We start from the raw sequence: 26,417 nt of genomic DNA, 5'->3' as shown, positions 1-26,417 counted from the left end.
GGGTCAACGGGCGTCCTCGGCATCGGCCTCGGCGCGTCGGTCGGCGAGCAACTCGGCGGCCACGGATCGGGTGGGGGCGCCCTGCCAGGCGGCGGCGACGTCGCGGCGGATGCGCGCCATCAGCTGATCCCGGCTCTCCAAGATCACCCGGCCGTCCTCCACCGAGAGCACCAGCGTCGAGCCCGGGTCGAGCCCCAGCTCCTGGCGGACCTGCTTCGGGATCAACACCCGCCCGTCCCGGTTCATGGTCACGTCTGAAGTCAGTGGGTGATCCACGGATTCTGACACGTCCCTACTCTATCTGACGGGCAAGACCTTCAGATGTCAGACGCGTTCCGACCGCGACAGGAGCTTGCTCGCTGACAGCACTGCGTTCGGCCTGGCGGCGCTGCAGACCTGACCGAGTACGTCGGCCGACCAGCCTCTGGGGGCGCGCAACCCGTCGCCGTACTAGGCGAGGACGAAGCCGTAGGGCAGCTCCAGCCGGTGCCGGGCGAGGAGCTCGGCGTCGGCCAGCAGGTCCCGGGTCGGCCCGTCGGCGACGACGGTCCCCCCGTCGAGCACGACGCTGCGCGGGCACAGCTGCAGCGCGTACGGCAGGTCGTGGGTGACCATGAGCATGGTCCGGTCCAGCCCCAGCAGCACCTCGGCCAGCTCGCGGCGGGCCACCGGGTCGAGGTTCGACGACGGCTCGTCGAGCACGAGGATCTCCGGGTCGCACGCCAGCACCGTGGCCAGCGCCACCCGGCGGCGCTGCCCGCCGGACAGGTGCAGCGGGGAACGGTCGCCGGCGTCGGCCATCCCCACGGCGGCCAGTGCCTCGTCGACCCGCTCGCGCAGCGCCGGCCCGCGCAGCCCGAAGTTCGCCGGGCCGAACGCCACGTCCTCGGCGACGGTGGGCATGAACAGCTGGTCGTCGGGGTCCTGGAAGACGATCCCGACCCGGCGCCGGATCTCGCGCAGGTTCCGCTTCTCCACCCGGAGCCCGCCGACCTCGACCGAGCCCGCCCGGCGGTCCACCCGGCCGTCCGCGCTGCCGCCGAGGATCCCGTTGAGGTGCAGCACCAGGGTGGTCTTCCCGGCGCCGTTGGGGCCGAGCAGCGCGACCCGCTCGCCGGGGGCGATCGTCAGGTCGACACCGAACAGCGCCTGGTGGCCGTCGGGGTAGGCGAAGGCCACGTCGGTCAGCCGCAGCGACGGCGGGCTCATGCGGCCACCCAGCCGGACCCGGCCAGCAGCACCGCGACCCCGGCCACGGTCAGCCCGGCCAGCCACTGCCGCGGGGTGGTCGGGGCGTCGCCCGACGGCGGCATGGTGCCGGTCCAGCCGCGCGACAGCATCGCCAGGTGCACCCGCTCGCCGCGCTCGTAGGACCGCACGAACAGCGAGCCGATCCCACGGGCGGTCGCCCCGGCCTGCCACAGGAACCGCGGGTCGTGGCCACGGGAGATCCGGGACAACCGCATCCGCCGGGCCTCGCCGGCGATCACGTCGGCGTAGCGCAGCATCAGGGTGGCGATCGTGGTGACGATCGCCGGGGCGCGGAGGCGCGCCAGGCCGACGAGCAGGTCGCGCATCGGCGTCGTCGCGGCGAGGGTCAGCGAGGTCAGCACGCCCAGGGTGCCCTTGACCAGGATGTTCCACGCCCCGAGCAGCCCCGGCTGGGACAGCGTGAGACCGAGCCAGTCCAGCGTCGGCGCCGGGCCGGTGAACGGCAGCAGCACCGCGAGGACCACGAAGGGCAGCTCGATGACCGAGCGCCGCAGGATCCAGCCCGGCCGGATGCCCGCCAGCGCCCAGACCCCGGCGAGCAGGACGGCGAACCCGCCGAACACCGCGAACGCCTCCCGCGGGGTCGCGACCACGCACACCGTCACCAGCAGCGCCGAGACGATCTTGACCTCGGGTGGGAGCCGGTGGACGGGGGAGTCGTGGTGCAGGTGGAGCGGGTGGGAGTGCCCGGCGCCCATCAGCCGCCCCGTCGGCGCAGCAGCAGGAACACCCCGCCCGCGACGACGACCGTCACCAGCACCCCGGCCACCCCGGCGACGCCGGTGGTGCCCTCGCCGCCCACGACCGAGTACCCGGCGAGCGGGCTCGACGCCATGGCGTGGTCGCTCTCGTGGGTCGCGATGCAGGTGCCCTCCAGCCGCTCCCCGCCGTCCGGGGTCGCGACGGCGGTGCAGCCCTGCCGGGCGACGGTGTCGAGGCCGTCGGGGTCGGGGGAGGCGAGGGAGGAGACCAGCCCGGCCACGACGAGGGACACGATCAGGAACCCGGCGAAGAACAGCAGCGGACGGCGGTGGGCGGGGGCGGTCATCGCACACCCTCCTCGGAGGTCGGGCGACGGGCGAGCGGGGTCGCGGTGCCGCGCAGCAGGTACACCAGGTCCGGCCGGACGGCGGCCACCGCGCCGACGGTGGCCGCGGTGATCACGCCCTCGCCGATGCCGATCAGCACGTGCAGCCCGCCCATCAGCGCGAAGACGGTGCCGAGGGTGGCCCCACCCGCGCCGCCGATCGCGTACTCCAGGACGAAGCCCATCGCGGCGACGACCGTGTTCAGCAGGGCGGCGACGAACGCGACGACCACCAGCCCGGCCCGCGACCGCACCGCGAACCGACGCAGCGCCCGCGCCACCAGCCAGCCGACGACCACCCCGATCACGGCCATGTTCGTGATGTTGAGCCCGAGGGCGGTGATGCCGCCGTCGGCGAACAGCAGCGCCTGCACGACGAGCACGATCGAGATCGCGATGATGCCCACCCAGGGGCCCACCAGGATCGCGACGAGCGCCCCGCCCAGCAGGTGCCCGCTCGCGCCGGGCAGGATCGGGAAGTTGATCATCTGGACGGCGAAGACGAAGGCCGTGACCAGCCCGGCCATCGGCGCGGTGCGGTCGTCGAGGTCCGCGCGGGCGCGCAGGACGGCAACCGTCAGCGCGATCACCGCGACGACGGCGAACAGCAGCGCCGTCGGGCCGTTCACCAGCCCGTCGCTCATGTGCATGGCGACCGCATGCGTCCGCATCGCGCCCCCTCACCGGTCGGTCCGGCCGCCACCGGGCCGGGTGAGGGAATTCAACGCGACGGCAGTGCTGCCGCAAAGACCTGGCAGCAGATAGGCGACTGCATGTCCCCGATGTCCGGTATCGGCCCCGCCGATCGGGGAGTCCGGGATGCCGTCGGGGCGGCGGCCGCGGCCGCGGCCTGCACCCAGCGCGGTCAGCGGGCCTCGGCGGCCGCGGCCTCGTCGCGCTCGGCGATGAGCTTGTCGTCCTTGCGGGCGGCGATCCGCGACACCTTGAACAGTGCCTTGCGCCGGGCCCGGCCCAGCGGCAGGGCGAGCTGGCCGATCCGCACGTCGATCGGGCGGACGTCGAACACCCCGGAGCCGCCCAGCTCGTCGAACAGCAGCTGCTGCTCCTCGGAGATCTGCTGCTCGAACTCCGAGGAGACCGAGCCGCGGGCGATCCGGAAGGCGGCCAGGGTCTCGGGGACTCCGAGGAAGTCGCCGTACTGGAGCAGACGCATCCAGAGGTCGAGATCCATGATGAAGCGCCGCTCCGGGCGCCACCCGCCCGCGGTGACGAACTGCTCGTGACGGAACAGCACGTTGCCCGGCTCGCCGATCGGGTTCGCCCCGTTGCGGATGACCCGCCGCGCGACCTCGCTGCCCGAGTGCAGCCCGACCAGGCCGCCGCCGAGGCCGCGGCGCGGGACGATGACCCGGCTCTGCTCGTCGATCATGTGCCGGCGCGAGGCCACCACCGACAGCGAGGGGTCGTCGCGCATCGGCGGCACCTGCAGCTCCAGGCAGCGCGGGTGCAGCAGGTCGTCGGCGCACACCAGCTTCACCAGCGGCGCACGGCACAGCTCGACGGCGCGGTTCCAGTTGTCGCCCTGCGGCAGGACCTGCCGGTTGCGCTCGACCCGGATCCGCGGGTCGCGGAAGGAGGTGGCGATCTCCCAGCTCGCGTCGGTGCTGCCGTTCTCCAGCACGACGAGCTCGAAGTCCCGCCAGGTCTGCTCCAGCACGCTGCGGATGGTCTCGGCGAGATAGGCCTCGCCGTTGTGGACCGGGATGCAGACGGACACGCTGGGCACAAAGCCGCCGGGCCTCATCGGGTACCTCGCAGGGGTGGAACGGATCGGACGAGCAGGCGGCGACCCACGCTACCCGCCCCGGTCGACGTGCCGGACGGCGGCGCGGACGTGCGACGTCCGAACGGGACCATCGGGACGGAACGGATACGCACCGTGATCATGGGCCGGGTATCCCGCCGCTCGCCGCCCGACGGTCACCGCTCGTCGGCCGGGGCCCCGCGAGGCGGTCCCGCGCCGCGGTGGTCCGGAGCGCATCCGTAGTATCCGTCGTCGTGTTCGCGTGGTCGGTCCACGCCGCGGCGACGGAGTCCGGGGGCCTTGCACCGTCCGGGCGACACCCGATGCGGTGCGGCTCACGTAACGCGACCGACGGCACCGGAGATATCTCGGATGTCCCCCGTTGTGGGGTAAGGGATCCGGTCGGATCGGGATCGTCGTCACGACCGGACACGCACTGCTCGCCAACCGCGCGCCAGGACCGATCGATTCGGGGGAGAGACCGGTGAACAAGCGCCCTGACCACGGACTACGTCGTCCGAGCCAACCGAGGGTGTCGGTGATCGTGCCGACCCGCAACGAGGCACGGAACCTCGAGGTGGTGCTGCCGGCCGTCGCGGCCGTGCGTCCCGCCGTGCACGAGGTCATCGTCGTCGACGGCGACTCCCGGGACGGCACCGTCGAGACCGCACGCCGTGTCCTGCCCGGCGTCCGGATCGTCCGCCAGACCCGCAAGGGCAAGGGCAACGCGATGGCCTGCGGGTTCGCCGCGGCCACCGGGGACGCGATCGTCATGTTCGACGCGGACGGCTCCGCCGACCCACAGGAGATCCCGCGCTTCGTGGCCGCGCTCGTCGACGGCGCCGACTTCGCGAAGGGCAGCCGGTTCACCAAGGGCGGCGGCAGCGACGACATCACGCTGCTCCGCAAGGGTGGCAACGCCGGGCTGAACCTGATCGCCAACACGCTGTTCGGCACCCGCTACAGCGACCTCTGCTACGGCTACAACGCCTTCTGGGCCGACATCCTGCCGCTGCTGGACCTGCCCGCGGTCGACATGCCCCCGCACCCGGACGGCGGGATGTACTGGGGCGACGGCTTCGAGATCGAGACGGTCCTGAACTGCCGCGTCGCCGCCGCCGGTCTGACGATCACCGAGGTCCCCTCGGTGGAGAAGGAGCGGATGTTCGGCGAGACGAACCTGCGCACCTTCGCCGACGGCACCCGCGTCCTGCGGACCCTCGCCGCCGAGCGGCGTCGCGCCGGTCGCGAGGACCGGCCCGCCGTCCCCGGCCCCGCCGCGGTCGCCCCGCCCGCCGGACACCCGGCGGCGCCCACCACCCCGCCCACGGGCCCGGTGCCGCCCACGACGCCGGACCGGATGGTCCCGCCGGCCCACCAGCGACGCCCGGCCCCGCGACCGCGTGCCGACGCCCCGGCCCCGCAGCGCCGGCAGCAGCCGTCGCGACCGGCCCCGCAGCCGCAGCCCGGCACCGCCCAGCCCGCTCCGGCGCAGCCGGCCCCGTCGCCGGTCGCCCGCGAGCAGCGCCCCGTCGGCGCCGAGCGGGACGGGTCCGCCCGTCCCGAGCGGACCGGTGTGCGGTACGCATGGGGGGAAGAGGCGTCCTGAACGCCCCGGGACCGGATCGATCCGGTCCACGCCCCACCGGCACCCGTCCCACGGGGGACGCCGTGCCGGGAGAACCACCAGTGAAGAGGAGTGAGCCGCGGTGAGCGTGCAGTCCGCAGCAGAGCTGACCCGCGCGAGGACCGCGCGGCGGTACGTCGCGATCCTGCTCGTCCTCGCCGGCATCGTCGCCTGCGGACTGAACGTCGCCGGGGTCACCGGTGGCGCGTTGGGCGAGTTCCGGCTGCTGGTCACCATCGGCTTCCTGCTGCTCGGCCCCGGCTGGGCCGCCGCGGGATTCCTGCGCCGCGCGCCCGCCGCGCACGTCTGGCTGCTGACCCTCGGGGTCGGCACCGCCGTCACCCTGATCGGCGGCCAGCTCATGGTCAGCCTGGGGCTCTGGTACCCGAGCGTCGCCCTGTTCGTCGTCACGCTCCTGTCGGTCCCGTTCCTGCTGCGCCACGCCGTGGTGGCCCAGTGAGCGGGACCTTCCGGTGAGGCCGGTCGGGCCGGCGCGTCCCCGCCCCGCCGCGGGGACGCCCGGTCCCGGCCCCGTCCCCGGACCGCACGCGAGGGGCGTCGACCCGGAAGCCCCGACCCAGCGTCTGTCCACGGCGCACGCCCGGGCGCACTCGCGCCGCAACGCCGAGCAGCACACCGAGTTCCTGCCCCCGCTGGTCGGGCTGCGCGGGCCCGGTGAGAACCCGCCTACCCCGCCGCCCACCCCACCACCCGGACCGGGCGGCGGAGGCGGCGACGGCGAGCAGGTCCCGGACCGCAACGGCGGCATCGGTGACGGCATCGCCCTGACCCTGTGCTCGGGCTTCGGCTCGGTCGCCGGGCTGCTCGGCGTGCTGATCGCGACCCGGATCATGCCGCAGTCCGAGGTGGGCCGGGCCTCGGAGTTCGTGTCGGCCTTCCAGCTGATCGGCGGCGTCGCCCAGCTCAACCTGGGGCTCGCGCTGCTGCGCTGGCTCCCCGGGGCCGGCCGCAAGTCGGTCCGGCTGACCTTCGGCTCGCTGCTGCTGATCATGCCGCTGTCCGGGCTGATCGGCCTGATCTACGGCACGCTCGTGCCCCGGGTCGCGGAGGCCGCCGGCGGCGGATCGTTCGGCTGGGGACTGGTCGTCCTGGTCCTGACCTGTGCCGGCTGGTGCGTGTTCGTCGTCCACGACTTCGTCATGGTCGCCATCGGGCGGCCGTGGGTGGCGGTGTGGCGCAACGGCACCTTCGCCGTGACCCGGATCGTGCTGCTGCTGGCGCTGGGCAGCACGCTCGCGTCCGAGGCGCTGGTGCTGTCCTGGGCGATCCCGGTCGTGCTGTGGATCGCGGCGGGCACCGTCCTGCTCTGGTTCATGGTGCGGCGCTTCGCCCGCGCCGGCGGGCCGGGCACGCTCCCGTCGCGCCCGGAGATGATCGCGTTCCTCGCGCCGACCGCGCTGGCGCAGTGCGGCAACGCGCTGCTCTACAACCAGGTCCCGTTGTTCGCGAACTTCCGGATGGGCAACGAGATCGGCGCGGTCTTCTTCATCTGCTGGCAGGCGGTGACCGTCATCGACCTGGCCGCGACGTTCTTCACCAACTCGTTGACCGTGCAGACCGCCCGGGAGCCGCACCGCGCCGAGGAGTTCGCCCGCGTCGCCCGGCGCCGGATGCTCCTGCTGTTCGTCCCGGCGCTCGGGCTCGGCGCGGCACTGGGCTACCCGGTGCTGTCGCTGCTCGGGGAGGGCTACGCGCCCGGCGCCCCGGCGCTGGCCGTGCTCATGGGCGGGCTGTTCTTCCGGCTGATCGTCGTGTTCGAGCTCGCCCGCCGCCAGGCCGACGGCGACGGCATGGGCTACGCGAAGATCCAGCTGCTCAACACCGGCCTGGTCGTGGCCTTCGCCGGTCTGGTCCCGCTGCCCGAGCCCGGGACCGCGGCGGTCAGCATGACCATGCTGCCGGTCGTCCTCGGCTACGTCGGCGCGCAGGTCCTCTGCGCGCTGGCACTCAGATTCGTCCCGGCGTGGAACCGCCGGAGCACACCGGAGGTGAAGTCGTGACGTCGGAGACCCGCCGGCCGGGCGGCCCCGACCCGTCCACCCGCGGCCACCGCGGCGAGGAGCCCGCCGTCGCGCGGACCCGCGTCGCGGAGGAGAGCGCGAGCGAGCGGACCCAGTTCGTCACGCCGCCGGGTCCGGACTCGCCGACCATGGCCGTCCGCGGCCCGGTCCCGCGCCCGCCCGGTGACGGTCCGCCACCGCCTCCGCCGCCCGCGCCGGAGACCGCCGAGCCGCTGTCCCCGCTGTGGGTCTGGGGCGCCCCGGTCCTGGCCGTGCTCGCGGTGCTGCTGCTGCCCGTCGCCGCGGCGACGACCGACCTGTCCGACCTGGGCGGCTGGGGCCTGGCCCCGGCGCTGAGCCCGTTCGCGTGGGTGGCCCTGTTGCTCGCGATCGGGGCCTGCCTGGTCGAGCTGTGGTCGCGCCGGCCGCGGATCCCGATGCTGGGCGCCGCGACGGGTGTGCTGCTGCTCTGCTCCACCGGTCTGCCCTCGGTCGTGCAGCCCCAGGCGCGGTTCACCACCGCGTGGCTGATCTCCGGCTTCGTCGACGCCGTGGCCAGCAACAACGGCGTCCCGCCCACCGGTGTGGACGCCCGGTTCTACTGGCCGGCGTTCTTCGCCCAGTGGGCGTGGATCCGCGACGCCGCGGGCGCCGACCAGCTCGACACGGTCCTGCGCTGGTACCCGCCCGCCGTCACCGCGGTGTGGGCGATCGGTGTCTACGCGCTCGCCCGCTCGATGCTCGGGGGCACCCGCGCACCGTGGGTGGCGGCCTGGCTGTTCATCGGCCTGAACTGGATCGAGCAGGACTACTTCTCGCCGCAGGCGACCGCGATCGTGCTGCTGCTGACGGTGCTGACCTTCGCGCTCGGCCCGCTGGCCACCCGTCGCGTCGACAACGCAGGTGCCCCGGGCTGGCCACGGGCGCACCGTGGGGCACCACCGCTGCCACGGTGGCGGCGCTGGCTGGTGTCGGCGTTGACCCCGCCGAACACACCGACGCTGCCCGCCCGGCAGCTGCTGCTGATCTACTTCTGCGCGGCGCTGTGTGTGATCGCGGTGGCCCCGGCCCACCAGCTGACCCCGTTCGCCATCATCGGCCAGCTGGCCGTGCTGGCGATCGTGGGCCGGTTCCGCGGCCGCGGGCTGGTGATCGTCGCGATCGCCGCGGTGGCGGTGTTCGTGCTGATCGGCGCCCGCGACTTCTGGATGAACCAGATCAGCATGATCATCGGCAGTGGCGACGAGGGCAGTGCGCTGCAGGCCGGCGTCGCCGACCGGTTCCAGGGCGACACGGGCCAGCTGGTGGGCAAGGGGCTCCGGGTCGTCATGACCGGCCTGACCTACATCATCGGGTTCGCCGGTGCCTGGGTCTACTGGCGCCGCCGTCGCGACCTCGTGCCGATCCTGCTGGCCATCATCCCGATGGGCATGGCGGTCGTGCAGAGCTACGGCGGCGAGCTGCTCCTGCGCGTGCTGCTCTACGGCCTGCCGATCCTGTCGATCCTGGCCGTCGACGCGCTGCGGGCCTTCGCCCGGGTCGACCGCAAACGCGAACGGTTGCTCGCGGTGGGCATGGTGGTGGTCTTCGGCTTGCTGATCTTCATCCGCGGCGGCAACGAGGCCTACACCGACGTCACGACCGAGGACGTCCAGATGACCCGCAAGGCCTACGACGAGGCGCCGCCCGGGGCGACGGTGCAGCCGTTGTCGACGGTCGGGCCGTACGCCCTGGAGGGCGTCGGCGAGCACAACAACATGGCCTCGGGCGGTCAGGGCTGCGCGGTGCTCGCCGCGGACCCGTTCCGCTGCATCGACCAGGTCCAGCCGCAGACACTGCTGTTCTACCCGGCGATCGAGAAGCAGGGCGTCGTCCTGAACGACCGCCAGCCGGGCTGGACGCTCGAGATCCGCAACCAGCTGATCGCGTCGGGCCAGTACCGCGCGACCTACGAGAGCGGCTTCGACGCGATCCTGGTGCGCAACGACCCGCCCCCGGCGCCGGCTGTCCCGGCACCGGCGACGGCCCCGGCCCCGGCGGCCGGCGGGGAGGTGCCGAACCCGTGAACGGATTCGTCCTGACCTGGATCGCCTTCGGCCTGATGCTGGCGGTGTTCGCCGCCCGCGCCTGGGTGGTGGAGACCAGCCGTGGCCGGTTGGTCACCAGCGGGTCCGCGCAACGCGGACTCACCGCGGCCGCCGTCGCCTCGGTGGCGCTGTTGATCGTGATGCTGACCCTCAACGGCGGTGTCGAGCTGGTCGAGCTCGTCTCGGGCGGTCGGGCCGACGTGACCCAGCCCGCCGAGCCGGTGCCCGGGCAGGATGCGGCGGTCCCGATCCAGCCGCAGGCCCCGGCACCTGCGGCACCTGCTGCACCCGCGGCCCCGGCCAACTGACCGGTCCGCGAACCACGAGGGCCCCGGCGCCGTACGGCGCCGGGGCCCTCGTCCGTGCCCGTGGTCAGCCGCTGTAGCCGATGGCCACGTACTTGGTCTCGAGGAACTCGTCGATGCCGATGGCGCCGCCCTCGCGGCCCAGCCCGGACTCCTTCACTCCGCCGAACGGGGCGGCCGGGTTCGACACCAGGCCGGTGTTGAGCCCGATCATGCCGCTCTCGAGGTTCTCGGCGATGTGCAGCGCCCGGTTCAGGTCGCGCGTGTACACGTAGTTGACCAGGCCGAACTCGGTCGCGTTGGCCGCGGCCAGCGCCTCGTCGGCGGTGTCGACGACGGTGATCGGCGCGACCGGGCCGAAGATCTCCTCGTGGTTGAGCCGGGAGTCGACCGGCACGTCGGTGAGCACGGTCGGCGGGTAGAAGTAGCCCGGCCCGTCCTGGGCCTTCCCGCCGAGCGCGACCGAGGCGCCCGCGGCGACGGCGTCGGCGACCAGGTCGGTGACCTTGTCCCGGCCCTTGGCGTCGATCAGCGGGCCGACGTTCACGCCCTCCTCGGTGCCCCGGCCGACCTTGAGCGCACCCATCCGCTCGGCGAGCTTGGCGGTGAACGCCTCGGCGACGCCGCGCTGGACGTAGAACCGGTTCGCCGCGGTGCAGGCCTCGCCCATGTTCCGCATCTTGGCGATCATGGCGCCCTCGACGGCGGCGTCGACGTCGGCGTCGTCGAGCACGATGAACGAGGCGTTGCCACCCAGCTCCAGCGACGAGCGCAGCACCTTGTCCGAGGCCTGGGACAGCAGCAGCTTCCCGACCGGGGTGGACCCGGTGAACGACATCTTCCGGGCGCGGCCGTCGCGCAGGATCGGCTCGATCACCGCGCCGGCGTCGGTGGCGTTGATGACGTTCAGGGCGCCGTCGGGCAGGCCCGCGTCGGCCAGCACCTGCGCGAACGCGAACATCGTCAGCGGTGTCTGCGGTGCGGGCTTGATCACCGAGGCGCAGCCGGCGGCGACCGCCGGAGCGATCTTGCGGGTGCCCATGGCCAGCGGGAAGTTCCACGGGGTGACGAACACGCAGACCCCGACGGGCTGGCGGATGGTGAGGAAGCGGGTCTGGCCGTTCGGGGCGACCTGGTAGCCGCCGTCGATCCGCACGGCCTCCTCGGAGAACCAGCGGAGGAACTCCGCGGCGTAGGTGACCTCGCCCTTGGCCTCGGCGAAGGGCTTGCCCATCTCCAGGGTCATGAGCAGGGCCAGGTCGTCGATCCGCTCGTGGAGCAGGTCGTAGGCGCGGCGCAGGATCTCGCTGCGCTCCCGCGGTGCCATCGCGGCGATCGTGGGCTGCGCGGCGTGCGCGGCGGCGAGGGCGTCCATGCCGTCGGCGGGGGAGGCGTCGGCGACCTCGGTCAGGACCTCTCCGGTGGACGGATCCTCGACCTTCGCGGTCGCACCGTTCTCCGCCTGCCGCCACTGGCCGCCGATGAACAGGCCGGTGGGGACGGCATCCAGCACCCTGCGCTCGTCAGCATTGGTGGTCATGCCCGGAACGTACCCCGGTGAGTCGGCCCATAGACACCGGCGGCGTCGGCGGGGCTGGGTCATGATGAGGCCCGTGGCAGTGACATCGACAGCGGCAGCGACGCTGCCCGAGCTCGTGCCCGACCCGGTCGAGCTCCCCGCCGGGCTGGCGGACCTGCGGGCCGAGGTCCGGTCCTTCCTCGACGAAGAGCGCGACGCCGATCGCTGGACCCCGCGCGCGGACGTGTGGCTCTCCGGCTGGGACGAGTCGTTCTCGCGGCGGCTGGGGGAGCGCGGCTGGCTCGGTATGACCATCCCCACCGAGTACGGCGGGCACGGCCGCACCGCGCTGGAGCGCTACGTCGTCACCGAGGAGCTGCTCGCCGCGGGCGCCCCGGTGGCCGCGCACTGGATCGCCGACCGCCAGATCGGGCCGTCGCTGCTGCGCCACGGCACCGAGGAGCAGCGTCGCGCGTTCCTGCCCGGCATCGCCCGCGGCGAGGTGTACTTCGGCATCGGCATGTCCGAACCGGACTCCGGCTCCGACCTGGCGTCGGTGCGGACCCGGGCGACCCGCGTCGACGGCGGGTGGCGGCTGTCGGGCACCAAGGTCTGGACCTCCGGGGCCCACCACGCGCACGCGTTCTTCGCGCTGGTGCGCACCGAGCCGCGCGACGACGCCCACCGGCACGCGGGGCTGTCCCAGTTCCTGGTCGAGCTGGACTCGCCCGGGGTGGAGATCCGCCCGATCCCGCTGCTCACCGGGGCACACCACTTCAACGAGGTCCGCTTCGACGACGTGTTCATCCCCGACTCGCGGGTCTTCGGCGAGATCGGCAACGGCTGGGCCCAGGTCACCGGCGAGCTGGCGTTCGAGCGGTCCGGACCAGAGCGGTTCCTGTCGACCTACCCGCTGCTGTCGTCGCTGGTCGGAGAGCTGACCGCGGCGTCGGGCGGTGTCGACACCGGCACCCGGCGCCGGGTCGGGTCGCTGGTGTCGCGGCTGTGGACGCTGCGGGCCATGTCGCTGGCCGTCGCCGGGGCCCTGGAGTCGGGTGAGGCGCCCGAGCTGGCCGCAGCCCTGGTCAAGGACCTCGGCACCCGCTTCGAGAACGAGATCGTCGACGCCGCCCGGCTGCTGGTCGACATCCCACCGGACCCCGGCGCGGAGTCCGGGTTCGCTCGGCTGCTCGCCGACGCCGTGCTGCACGCGCCCGGGTTCACCCTGCGCGGCGGTACCAACGAGGTCCTGCGCGGCATCGTCGCGCGGGGGATGGGACTGCGCTGATGGCCCGCAACACCGACCTCGCCGACCTGGCCGCGTCGATCCTGGCCGCCGGGTCCGACGACCGCGAGGGCACCGGCCTGGACACGGCCGCCTGGAAGGCGTGCGCCGGGGCCGGGCTGACCTCGCTGACCGACCCGGAGACCGGCGGCACCCTCGACGACGCCGCCGTGCTGCTGGAGGTCGCCGGCGCGGCGGCGGCCCGGCTGCCGCTGGCCGAGACCGACCTGCTCGCCGGGTGGCTGGCCCGCGCCGCCGGACTCGCCGTGCCCGACGGGCCGCTGGCCGCGGTCGTCACCGACGCGACCGGCGGGGACCGCCCTGCCGGGGCCGCCGGGGGCGCGCTCACCGGCGGCGGCACTCACGGCGGCATTGGTGGTGGCACCGACGGCGGCACCGGCGGCGTCACTGGCAGCGGCACCGTGTCGGCGGAGCTGACCCGGGTGCCGTGGGGGCGCTCGCTCGCCGCGGTCGTCGTGCTCGACGGCGACCGGGTGCTCGTGCTCGACGCGGCCGCGGCGCGGGTCACCGAGGGCGTCAACCTCGCCGAGGAGCCCCGCGACGGACTGACCCTCGACGCGGTCACCCCGACGGCCATCGGCACCGCCCCGGCCGACGCGGCCACGGAGCTGACCCTGCGGGCGGCGCTGGCACGATCGCTGCTGCTCGCCGGCGCGGCCCGCGGCGCGCTGGCCGCCTCGGTCGCCTACGCCGGGGAGCGCACCCAGTTCGGCCGCCCCATCGGCCGCTTCCAGGCGGTGCAGCAGATGCTCGCCGAGGCCGGGTCGGAGGTCGCCGCCGCCTCGGCCGCCTCCGCCGCGGCGACCTCGACCGCGCAGCGCGCGGGGTTCGCCGCCGCGGAGACCGCGTTCGCCGTCGCCGCGGCGAAGGCCCGCTGCTCGGAGGCGGCCACGGCCGTCGCCCGGATCGCCCACCAGGTGCACGGCGCGATCGGGTTCACCCGTGAGCACGCGTTGCGGCTGGTCACGACCCGGCTGTGGGCCTGGCGGGACGAGGACGGCACCGAGGCGTACTGGAACGACCGGGTCGGTGCGGCCGCCCTGGCCGCGGGCGCCGACGGCCTCTGGCCGCTGGTGACCGGGCGGCCCTGACCCGGCCGGAACCCGGTGATCGTCACGGGTGAGGGGATCGGTGCCACATCCGGCACCGATCCCCTCACCCGTGACGATCACATCTTCCGGAAGTCCCAGCTGGTGATCTTCTCCGGGCGCAGCCGCAGCCAGGCGTGCCGGCCGTCGATCACGACCTGCCCGCCGAAGTAGCGGTCGGCCATCGCCTGCTCGACCCGCTCCAGCTCGGGGTGCGGCTCCCCGGTGCGCGGGACCTCGCCGACGACCTCGACCGAGCCACGCAGCTCGACCCCGCGCAGCTCGGAGTAGTCGTGGCCGGCGTCGACGACGACGGCGATCCGCGGGTCGCGCTGCAGGTCGGTCCAGCGCTGCGAGCGCGACAGCGAGGTCAGCCAGAGCGCCTCGCCGTCCCACACGTACCAGAGCGGGGTGGCGTGCGGGCCGTTCACGCCGTTGGTGGCGACCCGGCAGGTGCGCTCGGCATCGAGGAACGCGGTGACCTCCTCCGGGGTCATGGCGATCTTCCGGGCGCGGCGCTGCGGCTTCGGTGCGGTCATGGGTCGAACCTAGATCAGGGGCCCGGCGCCCGGAGCGGTCCGGTCGGGCCGGTCCGGGCCCCGGCGGGTCGTGGCCCCGCAGGTCGTGCCCCGGCGGTGGGGCGCGGCCCGGCCCGGGAGACGATCGCGGTGTGCCCGACACCCTGAGCCCCGGCCTGGAGCGGCTGCTCGCCACCGACCGTCCGACGCCGTACCTGGCGCTGGACCCCGTCGTCGTCGGGGAGCGGTACCGCGCGCTGACCGCGGCGTTCGGCGACGCCCGCATCCTCTACGCCGTCAAGGCCTGCCCGGAACCCGCGGTGCTGCGCACCCTCGTCGCGGCCGGGGCCGGGTTCGACGTCGCCTCCCAGGCCGAGATCGACCTGTGCCTGGCCGCCGGGGCGGACCCGGCGACCCTGCAGCACGGCAACCCGGTGCGCGGCCCCGGTGCCGCCGCCCGGGCCGCCCGCGACGGCGTCACCCGGTTCGTCACCGACAGCGCCGAGGACGTCGACGCCCTCGCCGCCGAGGTCCCCGGCGCCCGGGTGCAGGTCCGCCTCTCGGTCGACGACACCGGCTCGGCGACGCCGTTCCACGGCAAGTTCGGCGCCCCGCCCGACGCCGCCGTCGCGCTGCTGGACCGGGTCGCGGACCGCGGCCTGGTCGCGGCCGGGGTCACCTTCCACGCGGGCTCCCAGCAGACCCGCCCCGCCACCTACGCCGGGGCCGTCGCGCTCGCGCTGCGGGTCGCCGGGCGGGCCGGGCTGCGCCGCCCCGAGCTGGACCTGGGTGGCGGCTGGCCGGTGGCCTACCGCACCGCCGTCGCCCCCGCGCAGGACTACGCCGCGGCCGTGCGCAGCGCGGTGGCCACGGCCGTCGCCGCCGGGCACGTGGACGACGCGACGCTGCTGCTCGAACCGGGCCGCGCGCTGGTCGCCCCGGCCGGGGTGCTGCGCGCCCGGGTGCTGCGGGTGTCCCGCCGCCCGGGGGTCGACCACCGTCGCTGGGTGTACCTCGACGTCGGCCGCTACCAGGGCCTGGCCGAGACCGAGGGCGAGGCGATCGCCTACCCGCTGCGCGTGCCCGGCCGCTCCGGCCCGTGCGGACCGGTCGTGGTCGCGGGCCCCACCTGTGACGGCGACGACGTCGTCTACCGCCGGACCACGGTCGCGCTGCCGCTGGACCTGGCCGCGGGCGACGTCGTCGACCTGCTCGGGACCGGCGCCTACACCTCCAGCTACGCCTCGATCGGGTTCAACGGCTTCGGACCGCTGAACGTGGTCGTCGGCGAGGAGGGGGCGGCGTTCCCACATCGCGGTTAACGTGTCCGGACGTGTCATCTTCCACCTCGCCCACCATGTCCGTGCCCGCCACCGCGGCCGGAGAACTGCATCCGGGCACCGGGCTGGGGACGGGCGCGCCCGCACTGCCCAGCACCTCGTCGCCGGTCGGCAGGCACGTCCTGGCCGAGCTCGGCGGCATCGCCCCCGAGATCCTCGACGACTGCGCCCGCCTGCGCAGCGACCTCACCGCCGCGCTGACCGAGGCCGGAGCCCAGGTCCGCCAGGTGGTCGTCGAACGGTTCGAACCGCAGGGGGCGACCGTCGTCGCGGTCCTGGCCGAGTCGCACGCCTCGATCCACACCTGGCCCGAGCACGGCGGCATGCACGTCGACGTGTTCACCTGCGGCGAGAGCGCCGACCCGGTCGACGCCGTGCGCCGCCTCGCCGACCGCGTCGGCGCGACCGACACCGCGCTGCAGGTCGTCGACCGCGGCGGCGCCCCGCGCACGGTCACCGAACCCCTCTCGCCCGGCCTGACCCGGCGCTGGGACCTCGGCCGGGTCCACCACGTCGCGGACACCGGGTTCCAGCACGTCGTCGTCGCCGACACCGCGCACGGCGTCACCCTCTTCTGCGACGACGAGCGCCAGTCCACCGAGCACACCCAGCTCACCTACCACGAAGCGCTGGTGTGGCCGGGTGCCCTGCTCGCCCGCGAGCTGGACCGGGTGCTGATCATCGGCTCCTCGGAGGGCGTCGCGTCGGAGATGGCGGTCGCGGCCGGCGCGAGCCGGGTCGACCACGTCGACATCGACGCCGAGGCCGTCCGGATCTGCGCCGAGCACCTGCCCTACGGCTACACCCCCGAGTCCCTGGCCGCGGCCGAGCGCGGCGAGGGCCCGGTGCACCTCACCTACGGCGACGGGCGGCAGTTCGTCCTGGACGCGCGCGAGCACTGGGACCTGGTGATCGTCGACCTGCCCGACGAGCGCCCCGACGTGCCCGACGCCCAGATCAACCGGCTCTACGAGGAGGAGTTCGTCCGGGCCTGCGCACAGCGGCTCACCCCCGGCGGGGTCCTGGTGTTCCAGGCGGGCAGCCCGGCCGTGTGGCGGGACGCGACGCTGCGCTCGGCCTGGCAGCGCTTCGCCGCGGTGTTCGGCGAGACCGGCGGTCGCGGGGTCTACATCGGGTGCGAGGAGCACGAGTGGGCGTTCCTCGCCGGCGTCCGCGAGCCGATGGCCGACCCCGGCGCGGTGGCCGCCGAGCGGCTCGCGTCGATGCCGTTGCAGCCGCAGCTGTGGGACGCGACCGCGCTGCGGCACCGCCTGGTCGCGCCGCTGTCGCTGCGCAGGCTCACCGACTGAGCGAGCCCCGTCCACGGTGCGTGACGGGCCGGGCGGTCCCGGCCCGTCACGTGCGCCGAACGGGGCGTAACCGGTCCGCGACGATGATCGTTGGTCGGTCAGGACCGGCGTGCCCACGCCGGCGACGTCCGACCGGAGGTCCGAGAACCCGTGCGCCGTCCCCGCCCGTCCCGGTGGCTCGCCGTGGCGACTATGACCCTGCTGAGCTCGGCCGGGATGAGCGCCCTCGCGCCCGCGCAGGCGGAGGCGCCGACCACGTTCGCCGAGACCACGCTGTCCGCGCGCAACCTCGACTCCGCCCCGGTCGGGCGCTTCGTCGCCCTCGGCGACTCCTACGCCGCGGGCCCGCTGGTCCCGGTGCAGCAGGGCACGCCGTCGGGCTGCCAGCGCTCGAACCAGAACTACCCCTCGGTGCTCGCCCGCTCCGCCGGCATCGGCCGGTTCACCGATGTGTCCTGCAGCGGTGCGACGACCGAGGTCATGACGGCCCCGCAGGAGGTGAAGGCCGGCCCGAACCCGCCGCAGCTCGACGCTCTCGACGGGTCCGAGTCGCTGGTCACGCTGACCATCGGCGGCAACGACATCGGGTTCTCCGGTATCATCGGCGAGTGCGTGCGCCGCTCCTCGGCGAACCTGTTCGGCGCGGCCTGCAAGGACTTCTTCACCGCGGGCGGCACCGACCAGCTCGCCGAGCGGATCGACGGCACCGAGTCGAAGGTCTCCGACGTGCTCGAGCAGATCCGCGAGCGGTCGCCCGCCGCGCGGGTCGCCGTCGTCGGGTACCCGTCGATCCTCCCGGACACCGGTCCCGGCTGCTACCCGGTCATGCCGTTCAGCGCGGGCGACACCGCCTACCTGCGCGAGACCGAGAAGAAGCTCAACGCGATGCTGGCCGGCGCCGCCCGCGACGCCGGGGTGGACTACGTCGACACCTACACCCCGACCATCGGCCACGACGCCTGCACGCTGCCCGGCGTGAAGTGGGTCGAGGGCCTGCTCCCGACCTCCCCGGCCGCGCCGGTGCACCCCAACGCGCAGGGCATGCGCGCGATGGCCGCGGCCGCGGGCGACGTGCTCGGCATCCGGGTCGCCCGGCCCGCCTCGCAGCCGGTCCCGGGGGCGACGAACCCGGTGCCGACCGCGTCGCTGCCGCCGCAGGCCCGCACCGCGGGCTGACCCCCGGAGCGGCGGTCGCGGTGCGTGTCAGACTCGCACCGTGACGCGGACGGTCGAGCGCGGACGGCGCATGCCGGTGCCGGCCCGGTGGGGCGAGCTGCGGACGTGGGCGGCCGCGGTCGACCCCGGCCACACCCGGCTGCACCTGGCCTCGGTCGCGACGGCGGCGATGCTGCTCGCCGCGGTGCTGGCGAGCGTGCTGCGCGCGCTGACCGGGCAGCCGGTCACGATCGTGCTGTTCTCCGTGGTGCTGGCGATGGTCAGCAACCTGGCGGTGAACGAGAACGACCTGCGACGGCGGCGGGTCACCACCGCCCTGATGGTGCTGCCCGCCGCGGCGTCGGCGACGGTGTCCGCGCTGCTGTCGACGAACCGGGTCGCGGCCGACGTCGTGTTCGTCCTGGTCATGGTCGTCGCCGTCGCGGTCCGGCGGTACGGGCCGCGCGGGGTCGCGCTGGGCATGGCGGCGTTCATGCCGTTCTTCTTCGTGCAGTTCCTGCACGCCGGCCCCGCCGAGCTGCCGTACCTGCTGGCCGGCGTGGTGATCGGCATCGGCAGCACCTTCCTGCTGCGCTGCCTGGTGTTCACCCGCCGCTCCGAGGCCGTGCTGGACGCGCTGTTCCGGGCGTTCGAGGCGCGGCTGCACGCGCTGCTGCTCACCGCCGTCGAGGCGGTGGAGACCACCGAGGGCGAGCCCGACCTCGACCCGCTGGTGCGCGCCCAGGCCCGGCTCAACGAGACCGCGCTGCTGGTGACCGACCGGCTCGACGACACCGACCCCGACCCCGACACGAACACCGACACCGACACCGCCGCCGGGACCGACACCCCGACCGACACCGCGACCGACGCTGGGAACGACACCGCCGCCACCGCGGGACCCGCCGCCGGCCTGCGGCAGTGGATCATCGACTCCGAGCTGGCCGCCGAACGGGTCGCGATGTCGGTCCGCCGGTCGGTCGAGCACCACGACCCGATCCCCGACGACGACCGCGCCGCGCTGGCCGAGGGACTGCGGGCCCTCGCCGCGGCCACCGCCGTCGGGACACCCGGCGCGATCGCCGCCCGCCTCTACGACGGCGCCCGGTCGGCCGTCGCCGAGATCGTGGACCGGCCGTCCGGGGTCGGGCCCGCCGCTCGTGAGCAGCGCATCGGGTTCGCCGTCGTCCGGCTCGCCGACGCGATGCAGACCACCGTCGAGCAGGCCCGGCTGCGGATCGCCGAGCACCACGACACCGACCGGGCGACCGCGGGCGGCGACCCGGTCCCCTCCGGCGACCCGGCCCCGCCCGGCGACACCGTTCCCTCAGGTGCCCCTGCTCCCTCCGGTGAGACCGTTTCCTCCGGTGAGACCGGTGGCGACACCCCGGCGGGTCGGGACCGGTTCGAGGGGCTCGCGCTGCACACCCGCCAGGCGGTGCAGGTCGGCGTCGCCACCAGCCTCGCGATCGTGGTCGGCGAGCTCATCTCACCGGCCCGCTGGTACTGGGCGGTGATCGCCGCGTTCGTGGTGTTCGCCGGCACCGCCAGCCGCGGCGACGTCCTGAGCCGCGGCTGGGCCCGCGCGGTGGGCACCGCGGGCGGCGTCGTGGCCGGGATGCTGCTGGCGCTGCTGGTGGGCGGCAACGTCGTCGCCAGCCTCGCGCTGCTGTTCGTCTGCGTGTTCCTCGCCCTGTACCTGGTGCGGATCTCGCAGGCGATGATGGCGTTCTGGATCACCGCGGTGCTGGCCCTGCTCTACGGCGTGATCGGCCAGTTCAGCGTGCAGACCCTGGTCCTGCGGGTGGAGGAGACCGTCGTCGGTGGCGCGCTGGGCATGCTCGCCGCCTACCTGATCCTGCCCACCCGCTCGCGCACGGCCTTCGCCGAGGCCCTCGACGACGCCCTCACCGCGGTCGACGTCTCCCTGCGCACCTCGGTCGACGCGGCACTGGGCCGCCCCGGAGCCGGTGACCCGCTGGAGCGGGCCCGCGCCGTCGACGCCGCGGTGGCCACCGTGCGGACCCGTGCGGTGCCGCTGGAGCACCCCGTCGCCCGCAGGCCGCTGCGCCGCGGGGTGCACCACACCGTCCGCGTCGTCGGGGCCATCGACCACTACACCCGCCAGCTCGCCGCCCAGGCCGCGACGGCGTCGGCGCCCGGCTGGGCCGCGACGCTGGAGCCCGCGGCCGAGCGGGTCCGCGCGGACCTCGACGGCCTGCGCCGCATCCTCGACGACGGCTGGGGCCCCGCCGACCGGCGCGAGCACCCGCCCGGCGCGAGCCCCGCCGACTACGGCGTCGGCTCCGCGGAGGAGCTGCTCGACGCCGCCGAGGCCGACGCCGCGTCGCGGGCGGTGGTCGGCCCCGGGACCGAGCGGACGCGGCGGCTGGCCGCGGCGCGGAGGCTGCGCCGGATCGACCAGCTCGCGGTCGGGCTGGCCCGGGAGCTGTGCGGACAGAGCTGGAGCGAGCCCGCGCCCGCCGGGCGCGGCGCCGGTCACGCGGACGGGTCCGGGGGGGTCGACCGCGGGTTAGGGTCCGGCCCGTGATCTCCGTGAGCACCCACGACGACGTCGGTCTGATCGAGCTGAACCGCCCCGAGCGCCGCAACGCCCTGGACATCGCGACCTGCCGGCAGCTGGTCGACGCCGCCGCCGAGGTCCGCGCGGCCGGCGCGCGGGCGGTCGTCGTCGCCGGGAACGGGTCGGCGTTCTGCTCCGGCGCCGACTTCGGCGAGGTCTACACCGACCAGTTCCTCGACGCGCTCTACACCGGCCTGCACGCGGTCGCCGACCTTCCGATGCCGACCGTCGCCGCGGTGACCGGGCCCGCGATCGGCGGCGGGCTGCAGCTGGCGCTGGCCTGCGACCTGCGGGTCGCCGCCCCGGAGGCGGTGTTCGGGCTGCCGACCGCGCGGCTCGGGCTGGCCGTGGACCCGTGGACGATCGAGCGGCTGGTGCAGATCGCCGGCGGCGGCACGGCCCGCAGTCTGCTGCTGGCCTGCGCCACGGTCGACGCCGCCACCGCGCACGCCCGCGGCCTCGCCGACACCCTCGGCGACCGCGACGCCGCACTCGCCCTGGCCCGTGACGTCGCGACCATGGCCCCGCTCACGCTGGCCTACAACAAGCGTGCGGTGAACGCGTTCGGCCGTGGCGGGCACACCGACCCGGCCGTCGTCGACGGGCTCGCCGCGGACTTCCGCGGCTGCTGGGCCGCCGAGGACATCGCCGAGGGCCGCGCCGCCCGCACCGAGAAGCGCGTCCCGGTGTTCCGGGGCCGCTGACCGCCGCCACCGACCGTCCGGCGCGCCTCGCGTACCGCCGATCGGGGGTATGCGATGCACCCGTTCAGTCCAAGATCGTGATCGAACTACGGTTCGAGGACGACCGGTCGCGCTGTGCATCCGGTCGGTCCGGGCGGGTCGAGCCCGCCGGACCCGACGGAGGAGCGGACGGATGCGGGCACGGGGACGGAGCCGGATCGTCGGGCTCCTCGTGGCGGGTGTCGCACTGAGCGGTGCCCTCGCCGGGCTCGTGGTGGGCCCTGCGCTCGCCGAGCCGTCGGAGCAGCCCGACCCCACCGACCGGCAGGTCGCGACCGGCTCGCTCGTCGCCGGGACGCCGTGCACCTCCTCGGCGCGCGCCTGTGTGGACCTCGCGAGCCGCTCCACCTGGCTGATCGAGGCGGGCCAGGTCGTCGCCGGGCCGGTCGCGATGCGCCCGGGCGACCCGGAGGCCCCCACGCCGACCGGCACCTTCGCGGTGCAGTGGAAGGCCGAGCAGCGGACCAGCCGGGAGCGGCTGACCCAGATGCCGTGGTCGGTGTTCTTCGCCCAGGGCGGGATCGCCTTCCACCAGGGCGACCTCTCGACCCCGTCGGCCGGGTGCGTCAAGCTCGGCGAGTCCGATGCGCGCCAGTGGTTCGAGAACCTGCAGGTCGGCGACCAGGTGCAGATCCACTGACGACACACCCGGGTGTGAGCCATCTCCCGCGGGGGTTCTACGCGCAGTAGAAAGGTTCGCGTAGGATGACCTACGTGACGAGTCTGGGCGAGTTGGAGCGGGCGGTCATGAACGTCCTCTGGGAGTCGGACCGGGACATGACGGCCCGTGAGGTGCAGGATCAGCTCGCCGACCGCGACCTGGCCACGACGACCGTGCTCACCGTCCTCGGTCGGCTCGAGCGCAAGCAGCTGGTCCGGCGCATCCGCGACGGCCGCGCCCACCACTACCGCCCGGTGGCCAGCCGGGAGGACCACGTGGCCGAGCTGATGACCGACGCGCTCGACGACGCGTCCGACCGCGGCGCCGCCCTCGCGCGATTCCTCGGTTCGATGTCGGAGGAGGAGCGGTCGCGCCTGCGTGACCTGCTCGGCTGAGCGCCGGACGGTCGAGGATCCTGTCCGGTCGCGGGGGTGATGCGGCGCCGCGGCGCGCCCTCCGCGACGATGTGACGCGATGGAGCTGACCGCGCTCGGACTCGGGCTGCTCGGCGTACTGCTCGCCGAGCCGGTCAGCCGTGCCCTGGCCCGGGCGCGCTGGCCCGGCCGCGACCCGGTCGGCGCGCTGCTGCTGTGGCAGGCCGTCGGGCTGGGCGGCGGCATTTCGCTGTTCGGTGCCGGGCTGGCCTACGGGCTCTCCCCGATGGGGGAGAGCCTGCCCTCGGCGGCCGCCGCGCTGGCGTCGTCGCTGTCGGCCGGGGAGTGGCCGGAACGGATGGACCCGTTGCACGTCGGGGCGCTGCTCATCGCGGTCGGGGTGCTGCTGCGGCTGCTGTCGGTGCTGGTGATCACCACCGTGCGGACGCTGCGGGCCCGTCGCCGCCACCGCGACCTGCTCGACGTGCTCGCCTCGCCCTGGCCCTACGCCTCCGGTACCCGCGTGCTCGACCATCCCGTACCGGTCGCCTACTGCCTGCCCGGGCGCAGCTCCCGGCTGGTGGTGTCGGCGGGGGTGCTGGACGCGCTCGACACCGCCGGGGTCGTCGCGGTGCTCGCGCACGAGCGGGCACACCTGCGCGAACGCCACGACCTGGTCGTGCTGCCCTTCATCGCGTGGGGTGCGACGGCACCGTTCGTGCGCGGCATGGTGCACGCCCAGCTCGCGGTGGCCCGGCTGATCGAGATGCGGGCCGACGACGTCGCCCGCAAGCTCTGCGACCCGACCGAGCTGGCGACCGCCCTCAAGGCCGTCGGCGGGTCCGCGCCGGCGGCGGCGCTGTCCTCGTTCACCGATGCGCTGGAGGCCCGGATCGACCGGATCACCGCGCCGCCGGCCCCGCTGCCGCGTGTCGTGCACGGGCTGGTCCGGCTGGTCGCGGTCGCGCTGGTGGCGATCCCGGTGTGGCTGCTGGTGGCCCCGTGAGCGGCCCGGTCCGGGCGTTCCCCGGGGCGGAGGCGCTGGTGCGGGTGCACGCGGCGTCGCTGCCCCAGCCCGACCAGCTGGCCGGGCCGTTCGTCGCCCGGCTGCTCGTCGCCGCGCTCTCGCCGCTGCCCGCACCGACGGTGGCGGCGTTCGCCCACGCGGCGGGCACCCGGGTGCGGCCCGGCGACGACGTGGCGTCGCGGCCGCCCGGGGCACCCGCGGACGCCGACTACCTGCAGGGACTGCCGGTCGCCGCGGACGACGAGCCCTCCGGCACCCCGGTGGCCGGCCTCGGACGCGCGGTCGAGGAGTTCTCCGGCGAGTCGCTCGCGGCGGTCCCGGCGGCCGGGGACTGGACCGGCGACCGGCTCGTGGGGCTGCTCGGTGCGGTCACCGGCGACGGCCCGGTCGGGGTGCTCGCGTCGCTCGCGACCGGTGAGCTGGGCGCCGCCGCGACCGCCGTCGCCGACCTCGACGCCGGGGCCCGCCCGGGGCCGGACTGGTCGGTCGCGCACGTCGTCGCACTGTGGGGGCGCCGGGACGGCCCGGCCGGGCCGCTGCTCGCCGTCGCCGACACCTACCCGCAGCTCGGGTCGCCGGACCTCGGCCCGGGTCTGCACCTGCAGCCCGCGGACCGGGTCGCCGCCGCACTCGGCCACGGCGGAGGCATCGTCCTGGTCGGGCCGGACCGGCGGCGCGCCGCGCTGGCCGGGGCCGTCGAGGCCGCCGGGCTGTCGTCGCGCTGGTGGGACGGCCCGGACCGACCTCAGGCGCCGTAGGCCTCGAACAGGGTGGGGCCGTCGTCGGCGAGCAGCGCCCGGGTCGCGGCGATGTTGCGGACCCGCACGGCCTCCAGCGACGCCGGGCTGCGCCGGACCCACCGGCGCTGCAGCGCGACCATCCGGCCGAGGGCCGCGACGGCCAGCTCCCACCCGGGGCTGCGCCGCAGACCCAGCCCGGTGGTCACCGCGGCGCCGTGGAAGCGCCGGGCCAGTGCCCGCAACAGGCGCCGGCCGTGGGGCACGGGCAGGCGCAGCGGCTCGACGAGCAGCACGGCGACGGCCCCGATCAGCGCCCCGGCCAGGGCGCGTGACTCGGGGGCTGGCGGTCCGGTGACGGCGCTGACCAGCGCGTCGAGCTCCTCGGCCGCGGCGTGCGAGGTGACGTCGCGGACCAGCTCGGGGTCGATGCCGAGCTGATGGGCCAGCAGCTGCCAGCAGGCGTAGACCTCGGTGATCTCGGCGGGGGTGAGCCCGAACCCGATCGTCGCCTCGGCCCGCATCGAGACGAGCGTGAAGTCCAGCCAGGTGCGGACCAGGTCGAGCTGGTTGACCGGGGTGCCGTGCACGGCCTCGTCGAGGCCGCGGTCGCGGGCGAGCACGCGCATGTGGGCGTGCAGCACGCGGACCTGCAGGGTGCCGACGTAGCCGGGGCTGCCGGGCCGCATGCCGCCGGGCAGCGTGGCGGCGAGCAGCCAGGCGCCGGTCTCGGTGAGGCGGCGCTCGGCGGACTCCACCAGCCGTCCGGTGGTGCCGAGCAGCACCGCGATCGACGGCGAGCCGTAGGTGCGCAGCAGTGCCCCCGCCGACAGCGACAGGGTGTGCACCGCGGGCGGCGCGGTGAACATCGGTCGGACCCCGGTGTCGAGGATCGCGGGGTCGGTGCCCGCGGGCACCGACTCGGCGGAGCCGAGCAGGGCCGCGACGGCGGGGGAGGGGTCGGTCAGCGAGGCGAGTCCCTCGCGGATGCCGCGCTGCAGCTGGGCGGTGAGCGCCCGGCCGCCGTCGCGGCCCGCGGCGCGGATCTCGGCGACGACGGCGTCGGCGAGCGGGTCGCCGGTGGTCCTGGCGCGCAGCGCGAGGTCGGCGCGGGCGGGGCCGAAGCGGGCGGCGACGGCGCCGCGGTCGGGCGCGCCGGGGGATCGGGTGGCGGTCACGGGAACCGGTCCTCCTGGGTCTCGGGCCGCGGCCGTCGGGTCCGGCGGCGGGTCTCGGGCCGGGGCCCGTGGCGGGTCTCGTCGCGGTCGTCGTCGGTGGGGAGCCCGGCTCCGGCGAGCAGCCGCGCCATCCGGGCCCGCAGCTCGTGCTCCGTCGGCGGTGCGGGGGCGAACACGGCGAGCGCGGACAGCCCGAAGACCCCGGCGAACAGCTCGCGGGCCCGCTCCCGGTTCCCGACGTGGTCCTGGATGAGGTCGATCAGGGCCGCGTCGGGTTCCGGGTCGGGTTCCGTGCCGTGCGGGCCGGTGGCGCCGCCGTGTCCCCGGGCGACGCGGACGCGCAGCTCCAGCATGGTCAGGAACACCGGGCGGCGGGGGCCGAGCAGGTCGGCCAGGTAGGCGGTGCAGGCGTCGAGCAGGGTCAGCTCGCCGGAGCGGGCCCGGCGCGTGAGCTCGCTCAGCCGTGCGACGGCGTCGCGCTCCAGCTCGACCACGACCGCCTCCAGCAGCGCGTCGACGGTGCCGAAGTGATAGGTCGCCGCCGCGGCGGAGGCGCCCGCACGGTCCGCGACCTGGCGCAGCGTGAGCCGGTCGAAGCCGTGGGCGACGACGACGTCGACGGCGGCCCGCACCAGCGCGCGACGGGTGTCGGCGCCGCGTCGTCGTCGTCCGTCGGGGCGGGCATCGGCCATACCGACAAACTATCTGTACAG

26 protein-coding genes are annotated in these 26,417 nt (G+C 75.1%); 16 read left to right on the top strand and 10 right to left on the bottom strand.

Features of this window, described 5'->3' with window-relative positions:
- Window positions 1–3: 3 nt before the first annotated feature.
- From Ae331Ps2_RS24645 to Ae331Ps2_RS24620, 6 genes are all read right to left on the bottom strand, one after another.
- Window positions 4–246, bottom strand: a complete 243-nt coding sequence (locus Ae331Ps2_RS24645) for an AbrB/MazE/SpoVT family DNA-binding domain-containing protein (RefSeq protein ID WP_075311751.1) — start codon at window positions 244–246, stop codon at window positions 4–6.
- A 204-nt stretch (window positions 247–450) separates the two neighbouring features.
- Window positions 451–1,209 carry an energy-coupling factor ABC transporter ATP-binding protein gene (locus tag Ae331Ps2_RS24640; RefSeq protein ID WP_075306236.1) on the bottom strand — a complete coding sequence of 253 codons (759 nt, stop codon included), beginning with the start codon at window positions 1,207–1,209 and terminating at the stop codon, window positions 451–453.
- Window positions 1,206–1,970 carry a cobalt ECF transporter T component CbiQ gene (gene cbiQ, locus Ae331Ps2_RS24635; RefSeq protein ID WP_075306237.1) on the bottom strand — a complete coding sequence of 255 codons (765 nt, stop codon included), beginning with the start codon at window positions 1,968–1,970 and terminating at the stop codon, window positions 1,206–1,208. The genes Ae331Ps2_RS24640 and cbiQ overlap by 4 nt, the downstream gene beginning before the upstream one ends.
- Complete coding sequence (locus Ae331Ps2_RS24630; protein ID WP_075306239.1) at window positions 1,970–2,320, bottom strand: PDGLE domain-containing protein; 351 nt, start codon at window positions 2,318–2,320, stop codon at window positions 1,970–1,972. Before Ae331Ps2_RS24630 ends, cbiQ begins: the two co-directional genes overlap by 1 nt.
- Window positions 2,317–3,030, bottom strand: coding sequence for an energy-coupling factor ABC transporter permease (locus Ae331Ps2_RS24625; protein ID WP_170918281.1), 714 nt, complete (start codon window positions 3,028–3,030; stop codon window positions 2,317–2,319). The genes Ae331Ps2_RS24630 and Ae331Ps2_RS24625 overlap by 4 nt, the downstream gene beginning before the upstream one ends.
- A gap of 194 nt (window positions 3,031–3,224) precedes the next feature.
- The gene (locus Ae331Ps2_RS24620; protein WP_075306241.1) at window positions 3,225–4,106 is read right to left on the bottom strand and encodes a glycosyltransferase; all 882 of its coding nucleotides are present in this window, start codon (window positions 4,104–4,106) and stop codon (window positions 3,225–3,227) included.
- A 556-nt stretch (window positions 4,107–4,662) separates the two neighbouring features.
- Between Ae331Ps2_RS24620 and Ae331Ps2_RS30675 the strand changes: the two genes are divergently transcribed.
- The 5 genes from Ae331Ps2_RS30675 to Ae331Ps2_RS24595 all read left to right on the top strand — a co-directional run bounded on the left by Ae331Ps2_RS30675 (window position 4,663) and on the right by Ae331Ps2_RS24595 (window position 10,167).
- Window positions 4,663–5,733, top strand: a complete 1,071-nt coding sequence (locus Ae331Ps2_RS30675; protein WP_233147547.1) for a glycosyltransferase family 2 protein — start codon at window positions 4,663–4,665, stop codon at window positions 5,731–5,733.
- Window positions 5,734–5,833: 100 nt separating this feature from the next.
- Window positions 5,834–6,211 carry a hypothetical protein gene (locus Ae331Ps2_RS24610; protein WP_020623972.1) on the top strand — a complete coding sequence of 126 codons (378 nt, stop codon included), beginning with the start codon at window positions 5,834–5,836 and terminating at the stop codon, window positions 6,209–6,211.
- Window positions 6,212–6,224: 13 nt separating this feature from the next.
- The gene (locus Ae331Ps2_RS24605; RefSeq protein ID WP_075306243.1) at window positions 6,225–7,772 is read left to right on the top strand and encodes a lipopolysaccharide biosynthesis protein; all 1,548 of its coding nucleotides are present in this window, start codon (window positions 6,225–6,227) and stop codon (window positions 7,770–7,772) included.
- On the top strand, window positions 7,769–9,838 hold the full coding sequence (locus tag Ae331Ps2_RS24600) for a hypothetical protein (RefSeq protein ID WP_075306245.1): 2,070 nt from the start codon (window positions 7,769–7,771) through the stop codon (window positions 9,836–9,838). The genes Ae331Ps2_RS24605 and Ae331Ps2_RS24600 overlap by 4 nt, the downstream gene beginning before the upstream one ends.
- Entirely contained in the window at window positions 9,835–10,167 is a 333-nt protein-coding gene (locus tag Ae331Ps2_RS24595) for a hypothetical protein (protein ID WP_020623378.1), read from the top strand. The genes Ae331Ps2_RS24600 and Ae331Ps2_RS24595 overlap by 4 nt, the downstream gene beginning before the upstream one ends.
- Before the next feature lie 64 nt (window positions 10,168–10,231).
- On the opposite strand, the gene Ae331Ps2_RS24590 is transcribed toward Ae331Ps2_RS24595, so the two are convergent.
- Window positions 10,232–11,704 carry an NAD-dependent succinate-semialdehyde dehydrogenase gene (locus Ae331Ps2_RS24590; protein ID WP_075306247.1) on the bottom strand — a complete coding sequence of 491 codons (1,473 nt, stop codon included), beginning with the start codon at window positions 11,702–11,704 and terminating at the stop codon, window positions 10,232–10,234.
- Between the two features lie 64 nt (window positions 11,705–11,768).
- On the opposite strand from Ae331Ps2_RS24590, the gene Ae331Ps2_RS24585 reads away from it, so the two are divergent.
- Window positions 11,769–12,971 carry an acyl-CoA dehydrogenase family protein gene (locus tag Ae331Ps2_RS24585; protein WP_060714566.1) on the top strand — a complete coding sequence of 401 codons (1,203 nt, stop codon included), beginning with the start codon at window positions 11,769–11,771 and terminating at the stop codon, window positions 12,969–12,971.
- On the top strand, window positions 12,971–14,080 hold the full coding sequence (locus Ae331Ps2_RS24580) for an acyl-CoA dehydrogenase family protein (RefSeq protein WP_075306249.1): 1,110 nt from the start codon (window positions 12,971–12,973) through the stop codon (window positions 14,078–14,080). The genes Ae331Ps2_RS24585 and Ae331Ps2_RS24580 overlap by 1 nt, the downstream gene beginning before the upstream one ends.
- Before the next feature lie 77 nt (window positions 14,081–14,157).
- On the opposite strand, the gene Ae331Ps2_RS24575 is transcribed toward Ae331Ps2_RS24580, so the two are convergent.
- Entirely contained in the window at window positions 14,158–14,616 is a 459-nt protein-coding gene (locus Ae331Ps2_RS24575; RefSeq protein WP_020623247.1) for a pyridoxamine 5'-phosphate oxidase family protein, read from the bottom strand.
- Window positions 14,617–14,747: 131 nt separating this feature from the next.
- Between Ae331Ps2_RS24575 and Ae331Ps2_RS24570 the strand changes: the two genes are divergently transcribed.
- From Ae331Ps2_RS24570 to Ae331Ps2_RS24530, 9 genes are all read left to right on the top strand, one after another.
- Window positions 14,748–15,917, top strand: a complete 1,170-nt coding sequence (locus tag Ae331Ps2_RS24570; RefSeq protein ID WP_249265562.1) for a type III PLP-dependent enzyme — start codon at window positions 14,748–14,750, stop codon at window positions 15,915–15,917.
- Between the two features lie 11 nt (window positions 15,918–15,928).
- Window positions 15,929–17,245, top strand: coding sequence for an adenosylmethionine decarboxylase (gene speD, locus Ae331Ps2_RS24565; protein ID WP_249265563.1), 1,317 nt, complete (start codon window positions 15,929–15,931; stop codon window positions 17,243–17,245).
- A 192-nt stretch (window positions 17,246–17,437) separates the two neighbouring features.
- Window positions 17,438–18,421 carry an SGNH/GDSL hydrolase family protein gene (locus Ae331Ps2_RS24560; protein ID WP_083695942.1) on the top strand — a complete coding sequence of 328 codons (984 nt, stop codon included), beginning with the start codon at window positions 17,438–17,440 and terminating at the stop codon, window positions 18,419–18,421.
- Between the two features lie 40 nt (window positions 18,422–18,461).
- A complete protein-coding gene (locus tag Ae331Ps2_RS24555; protein ID WP_075329799.1) occupies window positions 18,462–20,951 on the top strand; it encodes an FUSC family protein in 2,490 nt (829 codons plus the stop codon).
- Window positions 20,948–21,688 (top strand): enoyl-CoA hydratase, encoded by a 741-nt coding sequence (locus tag Ae331Ps2_RS24550; RefSeq protein WP_075306252.1) that lies wholly within the window; start codon window positions 20,948–20,950, stop codon window positions 21,686–21,688. Before Ae331Ps2_RS24555 ends, Ae331Ps2_RS24550 begins: the two co-directional genes overlap by 4 nt.
- A 172-nt stretch (window positions 21,689–21,860) precedes the next feature.
- Window positions 21,861–22,367, top strand: coding sequence for a L,D-transpeptidase (locus Ae331Ps2_RS24545; protein ID WP_075306253.1), 507 nt, complete (start codon window positions 21,861–21,863; stop codon window positions 22,365–22,367).
- A 74-nt stretch (window positions 22,368–22,441) separates the two neighbouring features.
- The gene (locus Ae331Ps2_RS24540; RefSeq protein WP_139318712.1) at window positions 22,442–22,783 is read left to right on the top strand and encodes a BlaI/MecI/CopY family transcriptional regulator; all 342 of its coding nucleotides are present in this window, start codon (window positions 22,442–22,444) and stop codon (window positions 22,781–22,783) included.
- A 79-nt stretch (window positions 22,784–22,862) separates the two neighbouring features.
- Entirely contained in the window at window positions 22,863–23,768 is a 906-nt protein-coding gene (locus Ae331Ps2_RS24535) for a M56 family metallopeptidase (RefSeq protein WP_075306255.1), read from the top strand.
- The gene (locus Ae331Ps2_RS24530; RefSeq protein ID WP_075306257.1) at window positions 23,765–24,547 is read left to right on the top strand and encodes a hypothetical protein; all 783 of its coding nucleotides are present in this window, start codon (window positions 23,765–23,767) and stop codon (window positions 24,545–24,547) included. Before Ae331Ps2_RS24535 ends, Ae331Ps2_RS24530 begins: the two co-directional genes overlap by 4 nt.
- Here the strand turns inward: Ae331Ps2_RS24530 and Ae331Ps2_RS34015 are convergent.
- Window positions 24,535–25,704: an oxygenase MpaB family protein gene (locus Ae331Ps2_RS34015; protein ID WP_075306259.1), complete on the bottom strand. Its 1,170-nt coding sequence runs from the start codon at window positions 25,702–25,704 to the stop codon at window positions 24,535–24,537. The genes Ae331Ps2_RS24530 and Ae331Ps2_RS34015 overlap by 13 nt on opposite strands.
- Entirely contained in the window at window positions 25,701–26,396 is a 696-nt protein-coding gene (locus Ae331Ps2_RS24520; protein WP_075306261.1) for a TetR family transcriptional regulator, read from the bottom strand. The genes Ae331Ps2_RS34015 and Ae331Ps2_RS24520 overlap by 4 nt, the downstream gene beginning before the upstream one ends.
- Window positions 26,397–26,417 lie beyond the last annotated feature (21 nt).

The organism is Pseudonocardia sp. Ae331_Ps2 (assembly GCF_001932405.1).
Lineage (GTDB): Bacteria > Actinomycetota > Actinomycetes > Mycobacteriales > Pseudonocardiaceae > Pseudonocardia.
This window is presented reverse-complemented; position numbering and strand designations above follow the sequence as displayed.

Bases quoted from the DNA above. Each gene is read 5' to 3' on its own strand.
- Ae331Ps2_RS24645 (WP_075311751.1), bottom strand. From the start codon at position 246: ATGAACCGGGACGGGCGGGTGTTGATCCCGAAGCAGGTCCGCCAGGAG.
- Ae331Ps2_RS24640 (WP_075306236.1), bottom strand. From the start codon at position 1,209: ATGAGCCCGCCGTCGCTGCGGCTGACCGACGTGGCCTTCGCCTACCCC.
- cbiQ (WP_075306237.1), bottom strand. From the start codon at position 1,970: ATGGGCGCCGGGCACTCCCACCCGCTCCACCTGCACCACGACTCCCCC.
- Ae331Ps2_RS24630 (WP_075306239.1), bottom strand. From the start codon at position 2,320: ATGACCGCCCCCGCCCACCGCCGTCCGCTGCTGTTCTTCGCCGGGTTC.
- Ae331Ps2_RS24625 (WP_170918281.1), bottom strand. From the start codon at position 3,030: ATGCGGACGCATGCGGTCGCCATGCACATGAGCGACGGGCTGGTGAAC.
- Ae331Ps2_RS24590 (WP_075306247.1), bottom strand. From the start codon at position 11,704: ATGACCACCAATGCTGACGAGCGCAGGGTGCTGGATGCCGTCCCCACC.
- Ae331Ps2_RS24585 (WP_060714566.1), top strand. From the start codon at position 11,769: ATGAGGCCCGTGGCAGTGACATCGACAGCGGCAGCGACGCTGCCCGAG.
- Ae331Ps2_RS24580 (WP_075306249.1), top strand. From the start codon at position 12,971: ATGGCCCGCAACACCGACCTCGCCGACCTGGCCGCGTCGATCCTGGCC.
- Ae331Ps2_RS24575 (WP_020623247.1), bottom strand. From the start codon at position 14,616: ATGACCGCACCGAAGCCGCAGCGCCGCGCCCGGAAGATCGCCATGACC.
- Ae331Ps2_RS24560 (WP_083695942.1), top strand. From the start codon at position 17,438: ATGACCCTGCTGAGCTCGGCCGGGATGAGCGCCCTCGCGCCCGCGCAG.
- Ae331Ps2_RS24545 (WP_075306253.1), top strand. From the start codon at position 21,861: ATGCGGGCACGGGGACGGAGCCGGATCGTCGGGCTCCTCGTGGCGGGT.
- Ae331Ps2_RS24535 (WP_075306255.1), top strand. From the start codon at position 22,863: ATGGAGCTGACCGCGCTCGGACTCGGGCTGCTCGGCGTACTGCTCGCC.
- Ae331Ps2_RS24520 (WP_075306261.1), bottom strand. From the start codon at position 26,396: ATGGCCGATGCCCGCCCCGACGGACGACGACGACGCGGCGCCGACACC.